The sequence below is a fragment of the Nitrosomonas sp. Nm58 genome (assembly GCF_900107335.1).
In the GTDB taxonomy this organism is placed as follows: domain Bacteria; phylum Pseudomonadota; class Gammaproteobacteria; order Burkholderiales; family Nitrosomonadaceae; genus Nitrosomonas.
In genome coordinates, this window is sequence record NZ_FNPQ01000036.1 from 13171 (window position 1) to 27084 (window position 13914).

General features: G+C 45.3%; 9 protein-coding genes and 1 pseudogene. 5 read left to right on the forward strand and 5 right to left on the reverse strand.

The window, feature by feature from the left end:
- Window positions 1-12: 12 nt before the first annotated feature.
- From BLW34_RS11740 to BLW34_RS11750, 3 genes are read left to right on the forward strand one after another with little or no spacing between them, the layout of a single operon-like run.
- Window positions 13-750 (forward strand): C39 family peptidase, encoded by a 738-nt coding sequence (locus BLW34_RS11740; RefSeq protein WP_090579787.1) that lies wholly within the window; start codon window positions 13-15, stop codon window positions 748-750.
- Window positions 747-2219: a RimK family protein gene (locus BLW34_RS11745; RefSeq protein ID WP_090579789.1), complete on the forward strand. Its 1473-nt coding sequence runs from the start codon at window positions 747-749 to the stop codon at window positions 2217-2219. The genes BLW34_RS11740 and BLW34_RS11745 overlap by 4 nt, the downstream gene beginning before the upstream one ends.
- Window positions 2210-3463 carry a carboxylate-amine ligase gene (locus BLW34_RS11750; protein ID WP_256203770.1) on the forward strand — a complete coding sequence of 418 codons (1254 nt, stop codon included), beginning with the start codon at window positions 2210-2212 and terminating at the stop codon, window positions 3461-3463. Before BLW34_RS11745 ends, BLW34_RS11750 begins: the two co-directional genes overlap by 10 nt.
- A 261-nt stretch (window positions 3464-3724) precedes the next feature.
- On the opposite strand, the gene BLW34_RS11755 is transcribed toward BLW34_RS11750, so the two are convergent.
- On the reverse strand, window positions 3725-4804 hold the full coding sequence (locus BLW34_RS11755) for a type I restriction endonuclease (protein WP_090579804.1): 1080 nt from the start codon (window positions 4802-4804) through the stop codon (window positions 3725-3727).
- A 966-nt stretch (window positions 4805-5770) separates the two neighbouring features.
- Here BLW34_RS11755 and BLW34_RS11760 point away from each other — a divergent pair.
- The gene (locus BLW34_RS11760; RefSeq protein ID WP_090579791.1) at window positions 5771-7693 is read left to right on the forward strand and encodes an Ig-like domain-containing protein; all 1923 of its coding nucleotides are present in this window, start codon (window positions 5771-5773) and stop codon (window positions 7691-7693) included.
- An 809-nt stretch (window positions 7694-8502) separates the two neighbouring features.
- Here BLW34_RS11760 and BLW34_RS16550 read toward each other — a convergent pair.
- Window positions 8503-8805, reverse strand: a complete 303-nt coding sequence (locus BLW34_RS16550; RefSeq protein WP_218138851.1) for an SOS response-associated peptidase family protein — start codon at window positions 8803-8805, stop codon at window positions 8503-8505.
- 1345 nt (window positions 8806-10150) lie between these two features.
- On the reverse strand, window positions 10151-10735 hold the full coding sequence (locus BLW34_RS11770) for a septation protein A (protein ID WP_090579793.1): 585 nt from the start codon (window positions 10733-10735) through the stop codon (window positions 10151-10153).
- 222 nt (window positions 10736-10957) lie between these two features.
- Between BLW34_RS11770 and BLW34_RS11775 the strand changes: the two genes are divergently transcribed.
- Window positions 10958-11467 carry a DUF1993 domain-containing protein gene (locus BLW34_RS11775; protein WP_090579796.1) on the forward strand — a complete coding sequence of 170 codons (510 nt, stop codon included), beginning with the start codon at window positions 10958-10960 and terminating at the stop codon, window positions 11465-11467.
- A 763-nt stretch (window positions 11468-12230) separates the two neighbouring features.
- Here the strand turns inward: BLW34_RS11775 and BLW34_RS11780 are convergent.
- Together BLW34_RS11780 and BLW34_RS17450 are read right to left on the reverse strand one after the other, a co-directional pair.
- The gene (locus BLW34_RS11780; protein ID WP_090579799.1) at window positions 12231-13361 is read right to left on the reverse strand and encodes a DUF3616 domain-containing protein; all 1131 of its coding nucleotides are present in this window, start codon (window positions 13359-13361) and stop codon (window positions 12231-12233) included.
- A gap of 170 nt (window positions 13362-13531) precedes the next feature.
- Window positions 13532-13687 (reverse strand): annotated as a pseudogene (locus BLW34_RS17450) (IS256 family transposase); the annotation flags it as partial.
- Window positions 13688-13914: the final 227 nt, after the last annotated feature.

Below are 13914 nucleotides of genomic sequence, written 5' to 3' on the forward strand. Positions count from 1 at the left end.
ATACCGATCAGAATGATTGCCAAGCTGAGGCCGATACATTACTTACCCGTCAAGATACTGCCGCAGCCCGATGAGACCACCTGTGGCCCGACCTGCCTGCATGCGGTTTATCACTATTGGGGGAAGCACGACTCACTGGAAGATATTATTGCCCGCACGCGCAAACTGGAAAGCGGCAGCGGCACATTTGATGTTTTTCTGGCATGTGATGCGTTACGCAATGGTTTTCAGACTACGATCTATACCTATAATCTGAAGGTGTTCGACCCGACCTGGTTCGCTGCAGGGGTGGATATTGCCGAGCGATTGCGACAGCAGCGTGAAGCCAAAACGGATCGCAGGTTGCGCTACGTGACCGAAGGCTATCTGGAATTCCTCAGTCTGGGCGGGCAGCTACGGCTGGTGGATCTCTCCCATTCACTGATTCATGGTCTATTGCGTCGCGGCCTGCCGATTTTGACTGGCTTGAGCTCGACGTTTTTGTACCGTGTTGCGCGCGAGCATGGGCCAGATGATGTGCCGGATGATATACGCGGTTCTCCTGCTGGGCATTTCGTAGTCATCAATGGCTATAACCGTACCAAACGCACCTTGCTCGTGGCCGATCCCTATGGACCGACTCAGGAATACTGGAGCAATATCGACCGGGTGATCGGCGCGATTCTGTTAGGAATCGTGACGTATGATTCTAACTTGCTTATCATCCATCCGCCACAAACCCTCGAGCAACCAGCGATTGAATTACCATGAGTATCCTCATCGTCGTGAGCAATCCTCGTGACTGGCCGCTGGCTATTCCCGATGTCGCGGTGGTGTCTGCGAGAGTATATCTGACGGATCCCGCTTACGGCAGCCAGCTTAGAGCACGGGTATTCAATCTGTGTAAATCCTACCGCTACCAGAGCCTTGGCTACTATGTTTCGCTGCTCGCAGAGGCACGCGGGCATAAGCCTTTTCCCCGGGTGAACGCGATCGAGGATCTGCAATCTCCAGGTTTAGTGCGATTGATTACTGAGAATCTGGATGAGCGGATACAAAAATCCCTGTCAGCGATCAAATCTGAGCATTTCGAACTCAGCATTTATTTTGGCCACAATGTGGCCAAACATTACGATCAACTCAGCCGTCAGCTGTTTAATTTGTTGCAAGCGCCGTTGCTGCGTGCTTATTTCGATCGCCACGATGGCCAGTGGCGCCTTCGTAGCATCAAGACCATTGCAGCGAGCGATATTCCGCCGCAACACCAGGATTTTGTGGTGCAGGCTGCCACAGATTATTTTTCGGGGCGTAAACCGTGGTCACCCCGACTGATTGCGCCACGCTACGATTTAGCCATTTTGCGTGATCCCAACGATCCTGAGCCACCGTCCAATGCCAAGGCGATGAAACAATTTGAGAAGGCTGCGGAGAACCTGGGAATGCATGTCGAGTTCATTACGCGTACTGATTTTGGCCGATTGCCCGAATTTGATGCGCTGTTTATTCGCGATACCACCTATGTCAACCATTACACCTATCGCTTTTCGCGGCGGGCTGCCGCCGAAGGATTGGTCGTGATCGATGATCCGAACTCCATCCTGAAGTGTAACAACAAGGTTTATCTGGCTGAGTTACTGACCCGCCGCCGCATTCCTGTGCCGAGAACCTTGCTGGTGCACCGAGACAATGTCGAACAGGTCATCCCCACGCTCACTTTGCCGTGTGTGCTCAAGCAACCGGATAGCTCATTCTCGCTGGGGGTAGCCAAGGTCGAGACAGAAAAAGAATTGCGCTGCAAAGTAAACGAGTTGCTGGGCAAATCGGAGTTGATTGTTGCCCAGGAATATCTGCCGACTGAATTTGATTGGCGGGTGGCCATACTCGACCGTCGCCCCCTATTCGTCTGCAAGTACTTCATGGCGCCGGGGCACTGGCAGATCGTCAAACATGGAGAACAGAAACGCGATTACGTCGAAGGGCTGACGCAAGCAGTGTCACTGGAGGAAGCGCCAACCAAAGTAGTGAAGATGGCGCTCAAAGCAGCCAATTTGATCGGTGATGGTTTTTATGGCGTGGATATCAAGCAGGTCGGCAAGCGCTGTTACGTCATTGAAATCAATGACAATCCCAATGTTGATGCAGGCAATGAAGACGGCATTCTCCAGGATGATCTGTATCAGCAGATCATGACGGTATTCTTGCATCGATTGGATAGGCACAAGCAGGGAGAGTGGCGGTGAAGGCCGCATTGCCTGCTTTGCCCGTTTTTTCCGGCTACGGCATTGAATTGGAGTACATGATTGTCGACCGCGAGAATCTTTCCATCCGGCCCATAGCGGATAAATTGCTGCACCAACTCTCGGGCGAATATGCTTCCGAAGTCGAACATGGCCGGCTGGCCTGGTCTAATGAAATCGTGCTGCATCTGATTGAGCTCAAGAATGCTCATCCCGAACCGGTTATTGAATCGCTTCCCGCGTTGTTTCAAAGCGAAATCCAGCGCATCAACCGTGAGCTTGAATCCCTGAGCGCAAAGCTGATGCCGTCTGCCATGCACCCCTGGATGAATCCCCGGTTGGAGACAGCGCTGTGGCCTCATGGCAACGCAGAAATTTACCGCGCTTATGATCGTATTTTTGATTGCAAGCGTCATGGCTGGGCCAACCTGCAGAGTATGCACTTAAATATGTCATTTGCTGACGATGTCGAGTTTGCCCGCCTGCATACCGCCATCCGGCTGCTGTTACCCATCCTGCCTGCCTTGGCAGCGAGCTCACCGATAACCGAAGGGCATCATGCCGGTTCTCTGGATAGCCGCATGGCGTATTACCTGACGCATCAAATGAGAATTCCCTCGACGATGGGTAAAGTAATACCCGATACGATCACCACCCATACCTCATATGAAACGCAGATTCTAGCGCCGATGTACCGTGAAATCGCAGCGCTGGATTCAGAGGGCGTATTGCAGCACGAATGGCTCAATGTACGGGGCGCAGTGGCTCGTTTTGTTCGCAATGCTATTGAAATCCGAGTGATCGATGTGCAGGAATGCCCATATGTCGATCTGGCTATTGCCGCGGTCGTGCGTGACATCGTGCATGCATTGTATGACCAACGAACCGCAGCACTCGCGGATCAGCAGGCGATCAGCACGGATGCTCTGGTCAAGATCCTGCATGACTGCATCCGGGATGGTGAGCAAGCCAGGATCACTGATCATCAATATCTGGCGCTGCTGGGTTTTCCTCTACAACATTGTGAAGCACGTGAGCTGTGGCAGCATCTCATCGTATCGATGATGCCGGAGCAGACGAGGCAACCCTGGCAAGAGGCATTAACTACTATCCTGGAACAGGGCCCCCTGGCGCGTCGCATTTTACGCGCAATCGATCAAGATTTTAGCCAGACACGACTACAGGCCGTTTACCGTGAACTGTGCGATTGTTTGGATGAGGGACGGCTGTTTCGTGGAATAGGTTAAAGCTAGGGCAGAGAGGAAGATGTGACCTCAACGACTCATTTTGTCAACAGCGGTGAGCACGTTGGCTATCGCACACCGTGTCAATATCTACCTCATTTTTTGCGGCGGGGCCAGACCCTGAGGTAGTGGTGGAGGATCCAGTACCCGGCCTCACGAAACAGGTACATGATCTTCACCGCCGCTTCTACCGAAAATATGAGCAAGGCTAATGGGTGCCCCCTTAACTCGCTCACACTACGCAGACATGGAGGGTGTGATGACTTAAGCGGTTGCACTTTCTTGAGGTGAGGGTTCGCCTTGCTTGATATACATGGAAACAGTTTTTTTGAGCCGATCAGCGTATTGGTAGATATCTGAGAGATCATCTATAAGCACTGTCTTTTCTTCTTTTTCATCGAATAGGCCAAGTGTCAATCTTACTGGATTATTGAATCTTAAGCGGCAAATAGGCTTGCGGTTATTATCATCACACAAGATTGCGCAATAGCTTTTAGCGTCCCTCATGACCACCCTCTTGGGCTCGATAATCTCACGGAGAATTGCGCGTATGATGCGAAATCCCTCAAGCTCTTCCGCTGTGGTGGTTATGTCATCTCCATCTGACTCATCTTTTTTTATTTCTGCTGCCGGCTCCATCGCCATTTTCAATCTTTCATTGATTTTTTCACCGATGAGTTGATGGAAGGCATTCTTCGTTATTTGAGTGAACTGCTCCTTAATTGCAGGTGTCATGCGCTTGCCATTGAGCACTTCCGCGCATACCATTCTGACAAAATCTTCCGATGGGTTGATCATCCATTCAGCCAGCACGTTACGGATAGCCCTTGTGTATTTTAAATCGCTGGCAGTATTCAATATCAACTCAATATTGAATGCTGACTTAGTAAATTTCTTTAGCTCTTCAACGTGCTGGTCTTTGAAATCCAGGATGTTAAATTCAAAGAATGGCTTTTCATCCATTTTATTTGGCTGCTCCAGATCAGTGAAAAACCGATATGAGATTCCGTTGGTGAGCACGCCAAACCGTGCTTCTGTCACATGAAAATAACGAAACAACTGTGATGCGTGATTGGTATTTAAATCACTGCCGCTTTTTTTGCATTCAAAAAGCATGATGGGTTTGTCATTCATCAGAATGGCATAATCAACTTTTTCGCCTTTTTTCATCCCGATATCCGCAATCAACTCTGGGGTCACTTCTGTTGGATCGAATACGTTATAGCCCAGTATTTGTATGAAGGGCATTATCAGAGCATTTTTTGTTGCCTCTTCGGTTTGTATCGTGTCCTTAATTTTCTTGATGCGAAGTGACAGTTCCTTGAGTTGATCAATCAGATCCATAAATAGTTCTCCATAAAAAATTATTGTTAATTGCTTCTTGCTTTTCCATTCGAGCAGATCTGCTTTAAATTTCTCTGGGTCTGGCTTGATTTGTCTTCTTTTCACCGCGCACCCACCTTACCACCGCATAGCAGAGGGTATTGATTGAGCCTCGCATTTGCTTGTTTTCCCAGCCAGCCAGGAAGAATAGAAAAGAGTGGAAAAGAGGTCAGGCCCCTTATCTCCTTATTAGACCCAAACTTCCCATTAATAATCTAATTATCTGATTTTTATGAAAATCTTTTACAGTGACGTCATGTAGCCTCCTATTCTGTTGGTGAAGTAAAGTTGCTGCAGATATCCATGTATCATGCTATTGACACCAATGTCAACGGGGGTAATTATCTTATTTATTAACCACTTATTTAATATAGCTAATAAATAAAGTGGATACTCTAGAATAAGGGGGTTAGCCCTCTTACAGAGTACTGGCCTTGGTTTAAAGGGGGCTGTGATATCGAGCGGCAAATTAAAGTCAACAGCAGCCAGGTCACTCGCCTTATTCAGTTATTTTTTCTCGCCCGAATTGCCTGTCGCTATGTAACCTTTGAGTTATCAGCTTCAATATTGGAGCAGGCGTATATCCTTTTAGTGGACTACTTCGACTCATTGGAGAAAGGCTAAATTTGTGGGGATACTTCAATGGTAGACCCTCTTTTCCACTTCGCAGAACAGCTTAATCTGCAGGATTCTTGGACGATTTAAGAAGCCTCAACCGAGAAATTTAGGATAAATGAATTTTTTGGTCGTATTCAATAAGGATCACCTATACGTATTTACACGTATTTTCTTTATCAGCATATCTCGATAATCTACTGAAGTATCAAAGCTTAATTAGGGTTGCGGACTATCGTGGCAGTCACGTGGGAAGCTCAATATTTCAAGTAACGATGTTAAAAATGGCGGATTTCTAAATGGGGTGTTGATATGATTTTATCAGCAAGATTTACACAATATTTTATGCATGGTTGTTTGTTTTTTGCTTTGGCACTATGGTTATCTAATACGGTGCTTGCTCAGAGTGCGATTACTCCAAAGAATCTTGCTATCTATTACGGCATGCCGAGTTTAGTCAACGGCGCGAATGGCAATATCAGTGTCGCTGTAGATGTTTTTAACGACTATGATGTGGTAGTTTTGGGGGATTCACTTGAATTCCCGCAATACACCGGAGCAATTGGTCAAATACCGTATTACGGATGCGATCAAAACAGTCATTTCGATCACGACTTCACTCAACAAATTATTAAACTGCTGCAACCACCCCTTGGCAAGACGCAGGTATTTGGCTATGTGTCTATTGGTGGGGAGAATACTGCTCGGCAGTGTAGCGGCATTCCTGTACCTCTTACCGTCGATGAAATGAAAGCGCGTATCGACGCATGGTCTAATATGGGTGTCGCTGGCATCTTTCTGGACGAAGCAGAATATGGTTTTGGCAGTTCTCGAATAGTGCAGAACGAAATTGTGGACTATGTTCATAGTAAATCCTTGAGGGTATTCATTAACGGTTATAGCCCCGATGATGTATTTGGGACAGCGGTTGTCAATGAAGTACTTTATACGACAGGCTATTATGCAAATACCCTGTCATCAGTTCAAATGAATCCACAAGGTGCGGCAGCACATCTGGGTGCTATGGATATCTATTTATTGGAACATTTCCAAGTTATCAATGGTACTTTCCTGGATCCGCAAATCTGGACAGACAGATCAGACAAGGCATATGCCTATAAGCAGAAATACGGCACCCAGATTGCCACCGTCACGACTCAGGCAGATGTTAGCCCAAATCAAGCGGATTGCACTCTGTTATTCGAAGAAAATAAGTTCGATTATGCATGGTGGTCGACATTGCTATATGGTTTTGATTTCATGGCCTGGGGCGAGCCTAGCGGTTTTTCAGCATGGGGAACCTGCTCAAGCGCTTTGCCTTTTCATGTGAGACCCAATCTGGGAGATATTGGAGAGTTTATTTCTTCTGTGATTCATCCTTTGCCTAATGCTCAACCTATTCATTACCGTGACACCACTACAGGGATCATTGAAATCGATACTAGCACCCATACCGGCAGATTCAGACTTATCTCACCGCCAAACCAGGCGCCAGTAGCCAATGACGATAACGTGACTACCTTTGAGGGTAGACCGGTTATTATTACCGCTTTGGAATTACTAAAAAACGATTTTGACCCAGATAATGACGGGATTAACATTGCCACTGTCGATACTACAAGCTCCCGAGGCGGCACAATTAGCGACAATGGTGACAAGACTTTTACCTATATACCTGCCCCTAATATATTAGGCACCGATAGTTTCAACTATACAATTGTTGATGACCAAAATGTGGGAGCTAAAGCTGTAGTCTATATCAACATTACCCTCCCTATGCTGACGCCGGCAACTTATTTGCCTGAAACTGTTACGATTAGCACGGGTGAATACCAATGGGGAACTCTTAAGAGCTTCAAAGAGGTTGATAGCGATACTTATGATATTAAGTCTCACCGAATTGCCGATGGCAGAAGCACCGATTGGTATGCGACCACAACAATACTTGATTGGCCCGCAAGCATGTCTGAGTTGTCACTAAGTTATAAGGGTCAGTATTCTATAAAAAACGTTATGCAAAGCTTGTATTTGTATAACTATAAGACCGCCAATTGGGATCTGCTGGATAAGCGCACGGTTGGAAATACAGACGATGTCACTGTATCGGCCGTGATTAATCTGAGCCCAGATAAATATGTGTCACCTAAGGGTGAAATGAAAGTGCGCGTGCGAGGTTTTCACACTAATCGTAATTTTGAGTGCTGGGCAAATGCTCTCAGTTGGACGGTTCGTTAACTGCTAATAATAAGCTGACTATATTTGCCCATCCTAACGAGTGGTCAAGCGGGAACTAGAAGGTCAACCCACGGTTTGGTCTCAAGGTTTTAGAAATCTCTGAATTAATGCTGAAAGGGAGGTGATCACTGCAAAAGAAGACAATTTCATGCGCTGGCGGGCTAATTGCGCCCATGCCAACTGTATGCGGGTCTGTCGCCAAGTTTTCGCATGAGCGAGCAAATACGCTCCTTTGGGTCTGTTATGATATTGTTTGGGAAAGGCGATTTATTTTTAATCTCTGGCAACAATAAATGCTAAAAGTGGTAAATTTTGGGTGCTGTTTTGCTCCATGGTCATCATCGGGTATAACTCTGCCTAAAAATTAAGCAGGATAAGTGAATTACCCGATCAAAATTCAAGCAGAAAAAACTATCTTTAACCGGTCATTATTAAGTCAGCGTCAACAGTACAGCAGATATTGAGTCACTCCGATAGTTAGGTCACTGAGCGTTACTCGCATCTTTCGATGAAAATCCTCCTGGAAGCTTCTGACAGTGCATCGGCCAAAATCAAGAAAGCCATGCAACCCAAGGAGACGTCCACGACTGATTCCTGAACCGCACCGGGAGTGGGCGGAGGTCGACTCCCTCGCCGGGTTCCGGGGAGACCAGGGCGCGGGTTGCCCCCCAGGGACGCATAGTTGCCCGGAGCACAGCCGAGTTCGAGTGGGAATAGCCTTTATACCCCCCCAGCGGCTCCCCGACGGGGCCACTGAGGCGAAACTGGAACGTATCCGGGAGAGTACCGGGCTCGGTTCCTCCTTCCTCTCAGGCCGGTTTGGTCACTTGCACCAGCCGGGGCCGGCAGTCATGTGTACAGCGATAGTCCGGTGGAGTTTCTTCGGTGACGATATACACTCTCCTCCCGTCATTTCTCTCGGCAAGTAAAGCCTGAATCATCCTCCCGGGTTGAAACGCTATCCAATGGGATTGCTTCTCGCTGTCTTTCTCCATGAAACCATCGGCAGGGATCAACGCAGATCTCGAATGCCAAGGTTTCCATTTACCTGTCTTGATGGAATCGAGCCTTGCCCAACTTTTGTCGCCCTGGTATTGGATGCCGCCACACATGAATCGAGGAAAAAGAATGACAAATATCTCACAAATGATTCCGATTTATCTTTTCCACAATTCTTGTGCATAAGTTTGTGGATAATTTGCAAATAACAGTGCTAACTTACCTAGTTGTAATAATTTTCTCTGGATCGTTCAAATTTTAAACACACCTAATTAATCCATATTATCAATATGTTATTATTTTTATGTTAGATGACATGAACTTAGCTCTAATATGATTAGATTTCTCAGAATGAAATGTGGATCATTTTCCTTGTCAAGAAATATTTGAATTTTTTGTGCTCAACGGTAATGATGATCAGCTCTATGAATATTAAAGTTATTCTATTAGTAGGAAAAAAAGATAAATTTTTTGTTTGATCTGGTAGATCCAATACTTTTCGAACCTAGGTATATATTCCAATAAGATGGCAAAAGATATAGCAAACAGCCAGAAAGTAGAGATCGAGTGGAGTTATACACCTGAAGAATACTTTGAAGATAGAATTCTCTTAGAGCAAAACGGATCTCAACAGGGTGAATGTCGAGGCTTCTAAAGACCGCAGCTATCCAGAATCTAAATATTCTCCAAATCACACCCCCTCCCCACCTCCACGCTCGGAATGAGTTTGGTAGAAACAAGAGTAACCGGCTGTTTCAGATTGACAAAGCAAGAAAACTGCCCCATCAAATGTAGCTCATTCTCGGAATTAGTTCGGTTTACCCCAAGCGCATCAATAGCCACAGAAAAACAACTTAAGATTCTTCGTCTATCTGCAGACATCAACCACTGAGCGCCGGACTGTTAATCCAGAGGTGACAGACTCGAACCCTGATCGGGGAGTTTTCTACACATAACACTTTGTTCCATAACGATATTATTGATATGTGCTGATGCGTGTGCCGGAGTGGCCGCCGGACTTCGACTCTCGCTTCCGCTGTGCACTCCATAATTGTCGTCTCTTGGTTGACAATTTAGCCTATTTGTACCCAGAATGTCATGACTTAGCTTGCGGATTTAGGTTTGTTCATAATAACAATGATAGTTGCTGTTGGAATGAATCCATCAATCTGCTCTGTAAAATCAAGTGCTTCCAATCCATATAAAAATCCACTAGTTCCAAACATGGCGGCACAAAGTGCACAGCCTACAATCTCTCCACCAAAAGGAATTATGAATAAATGTTCACCCTAATGTTAGATCGAGTAAATCATAGATTATGCATACAGTGGGCTTGAATCCTCCCATAGCTCATGGATTCCTGTTGGTTAGATAGTTATTCATAGTTATATGAAAGTTCTTATTTAATGCATCAAATATGCAGTGTTTTGATGTGTTCCAAGTGAGGGGGCGACTGGTCTAAGGTTTTTCCTGATTATTAGAACCATCATTTGAGGATGACATGGAGCATTGTTCTGGTTCCTTCATATACTTTGCTATGAACAGGCTTTGCGCGATGACAAACGTCAGCATCAATCCAGTAGTCCCAAATAATTTGAAATTAACCCAGGTGTCGGTGGCGAAGTTGAATGCCACATAAAGGTTGGCGATGCCCAATGCGGCGAAAAATCCGGCCCAAGCATGGTTAAGGATTCGCCACACCGGGTCTGGCAGGGTGATCTGCTGTCCCATGATGGATCGTATCAAGTTCTTGTTCCAGAACAGTGCAGCCAGAGACAGAACGGCGGCAAATGACCAGTAAAGCACTGATGGTTTCCACTTTATAAAAGTCTCATCTTGCAGAATCAATGTTGCACTGCCGAAGATGACAATGATCACGAGACTAATCCATAGCATATTGTCGACTTTGCGGTGACGGAACCATACCCAGCTAATTTGCGCAAAAGTTGCAGCAATGGCTACCGCGGTTGCAGCGTAAATGCCATAGTTTTTAAAAGTGACGAAAAATAGGATTATCGGAAAAAGATCAAAAATAAATTTCATAAAATGATGTAAGTAGTATTGTTGATTGAATAATTATCGCAGTTGTTACGGTAGTCGTTATACCTTTTATTATGTCTTGCAGTATTCTAGTCGAGCTTGAGTGCGCTTACGGTATGATAATGTTGTCACTTGGTGTGTTGAATCCACTAAATCATACTTATTCATGAGACACTCAATTCAAACATATGGCAATTACTGTAATCAATTAACTGATAAGAATCTATGACTACTCATACTTACACCACGTCCGTACCTGTTTTCAAACAGCTATTGAACAGCCTTAACGCTATTTTGACCAAGGCTGAGGCATATGCCGCTGAGAAAAAATTTGAACCGAAAGTATTGCTAGATGCTCGGTTGTTTCCTGATATGTTCCCTTTAATCCGCCAAGTGCAAGTTGCTGCTGATTTCGCCAAGAGCGTGTCAGCGCGGCTGGCAGGTGTTGAAGTGCCGGTATATGAAGACGACGAACAGACCTTCGCCGATTTGCAGGCACGAATTGGCAAAACCTTGTCGTTTATCGAGAGCCTAACACCCGCGCAATTCGAGGGCAGTGAAACGCGTGAAATCATATTACGCCCAGGCACACCGAAAGAGAAAAAAATGGTTGGACACACTTATCTTTACCACTACGGGTTACCGCAATTTTTCTTCCATGTCACCACTGCCTATGCGATTTTGCGACACAATGGTCTGGAAGTCGGCAAAGGCGATTTTATGGGTGCCTACTAAGGCTGTTAATCAGGAAAATAAAGACTTGGTATCTCAAACTTATCTTGATTCCTGATGATAGCTTTTTGGAGAAAGATCACAACGAGAAATTCCATTGAATAACCCATGAATCCGGGATAGTTATTCCGGTTTGCTTGCTGAAAGGAATGATAAACAAAGAGTCCATATGGTTACCGAGGAAACTCCACCTCAATACCACTGAATACGTGATCACTTACCTCGGTGGGTGAGGATGTCAGGTTCATAGTTGTCTATCTTCTGCATAATTTTTTCAACAATAATAAGTGAATCTGTTTGTTGCTTAACCTATGTAACCTATGAGCTCCGTATTTGAGAGCACACCTCGATATGATGTATTTATGTTTGTGCTGGAGCTTGAAGTGATCACTTATGTCAGTTTGATAGTTGATCAATCGATAGTGCGGCGGACTGTTAATCCGGAGGTCGCCAGTTCGAATCTGGCACGGCCTACAAATAGAACAAGGGGTTAGTTAAACGCTAACCCCTTGTTTCTTTCCTGAAAAAATGTCACCAATATGTCACCGGGGAAAATCAACGATTTGATATATTTTGGGCTGATACGACGGAAAGACTGGATTATCTGTAGCCCGCACAATTTTCGCAACGATACTATGCTAATTCTACTCGCTGCTTAAACCAATGGACTCCATTTTTGACAGCACACCTCAAGCGCTACATTGTCTAATATTGGCTGTCAGTAACTTTTCATCAGCAATCAAAAAAATTCTAATTTACTGTAGCTCTACAAATCAACGATATCCACTATAACCGACGCCGGTTTGTGAAAACGTTTTGTACTGGGCGAATCGTAACCGATCATCAAGCGTTTCTTATCAAACAAACTAATCGCTTCGGCATGATCAGCGCCTGCCTCAACCTGCTTCCAGGTTGAGCTTGGGGATTGTTGCACAAGCACATTTTCTGAACGCCAGATGAACTTCTCTTCATCACCCCTCATTTTTCCAAATGCCTTGATCGCTGCTTTCCATCGAAAAACTAATGGTGGCGAGTCAAGACCTGTAGTTGGGCCGGCAAGAACTAAAAGATCATCACCATCCCAGCACAAATCACGAACCCCATGCCCAGCCAGATCCAAAAAATGGCGACGATATTTAAGCCCCGTGGGACCAATTTTTGTCAGTTGCAACGGATCGGCTTTCGTATTAGGTGAATCAATCCGCTCCGGTGCTAATTCAAGAACAGTTGCGATTCCTCGTAGCACTGGCCCGCGCATTCCTACAAGCACTCTTCCATTGGGCACACATGCTAAGCCCTCAATATCAATGCCATTATCCTTGCCAGGAATTCCACCATTTTTGTCACAAAAACGAGTGAATAGCGTATCGCGTCTAATCTCGTCCAGCAGTTCGCTTGTGGTTGCATCACATCTAAGCTGAGCTGCACGTGTGTTGTTAGCACCCTTATTCAGAGAAAGCCGGAACTGATTATTTTTGTTTTTATGCAGGAACATGCAACCTAGAAAAAATCGATTTGCATCTGGTTTCACTTTACCAAGTAGTTCCAAATTCTTCTTTGTATCAAACATTGCATTTGCCTTACCGCGTTTCAGACTATGCGATCCAACCATCCATAAGAGCTGATTTGTATAGTCAAAATCCATCCCTTCAAGATCAACTTCCATCACCTGTATTGCCTGTTCTTTTTGTGGCGGGATTGGAAAATCAAACCAATTACTCAAATTGACCAATTCCTTGAGCTTAAAACAAGTACCATCATCAAATTCTTTAAGTCTGGCTAGATCGCCCCCTTCGTCGCCTGCTGCGAAAATCGAATCCCCCAAACGTACAAACGCAGACAGAGATTTCGATATTCCTTCCCCTTCTTTCTCAAATTCAAGCTTGATTTTTTTCATTGATTCACTCCAGTAAAAACTTACTTAACGAACAAGACAGTCTTCGCAGCTATAGTCAAATCTGGTGTAAAGAGAATCAAGAGGCATTCTGTTTCTGATCGCCTATATAGTTTTTAATGCCGTTAACGAATTTAACGCCATTGATGACGATTATACCCTCTCAACCGGAACTATTTTTTCTGTGCAGTTTGCATTAATTTAAAAGCCATAGTCAATGTTGTTATCCGGCTTCCACAATTCTTCGTTTTGGCAATTCTTAGTCTGACAGTAGCAAATACAGACTCAATCGGATTGATGGTTCTGATGTGCTGCCAGTTAGGGAATGGTTTCATCTCCCCGTCTCGCAGCTAGTGCCACTTTTGCCTAGAATCCACTGGAATATTTTGTGCGTTTCTTGCTCATGATTATGATCCACTAAAGTAATGGAATGGACGCCCACTACCCTAAATGGCAACGAGGTGCCAAAGTAGTGTTGTTTAAAACCCTGTAACTAGAGAGGAGCGTCCGACATGAAAATTACGACAATTGGAATTGATCTGGCAAAGGAAGTGTT